We start from the raw sequence: 517 nt of genomic DNA, 5'->3' as shown, positions 1-517 counted from the left end.
GCCGAGAAGCTCCAGGCCGAGCAGGAGGAGTAGGGGGCCACGGACGGCGCGGGTGACGCCGCACCGGCCGTGTCCGTGATCACTGCTCTACCCCGCACTATGGGTACCCATGCGTCCTGTCGCTTACGGACCCGATACCATGATCACCTACGCTGCCGAGCGTGTTCGAGTTCCGCGATGACCTGCCGAGATGGCAGCAGATCGTGCGCGTCATCCGGCGCCGCATCGAGTCCGGCGAATGGCCTCCTGGCCGGCTCATCTCCGAGCGTGCCGTCACTGAAGAGTTCGGTGTCGCGGGCAACACGGCGCGCAAGGCGATCAAGGGCCTCAGGGATCAGGGGCTGATCTACACGCGGGTGAACCTCGGGAGCTTCGTGGGCCCCGAGCCTGACGACGACGAGGATTAGGGGCGGCCAGATCGGTATGCCCTGGTGTGCGCTATCCCTCTGACCTGCGAGGAAATCGAGCGGCATCAAGATCGCTGATGGCCAGTTTAATAATCGTGCTTACAGGTCGC

1 protein-coding gene is annotated in these 517 nt (G+C 64.4%); it reads left to right on the top strand.

Going from position 1 to position 517, the window contains the following annotated elements:
• Positions 1–161: 161 nt before the first annotated feature.
• Positions 162–407: a winged helix-turn-helix domain-containing protein gene (locus ACFSKW_RS54795; protein WP_379583866.1), complete on the top strand. Its 246-nt coding sequence runs from the start codon at positions 162–164 to the stop codon at positions 405–407.
• Positions 408–517 lie beyond the last annotated feature (110 nt).

The sequence above is a fragment of the Nonomuraea mangrovi genome (assembly GCF_042681425.1).
Lineage (GTDB): Bacteria > Actinomycetota > Actinomycetes > Streptosporangiales > Streptosporangiaceae > Nonomuraea > Nonomuraea mangrovi.
Note: the sequence above shows the minus strand (reverse complement) of the source record. Positions and strands in the feature narration are given on the sequence as shown.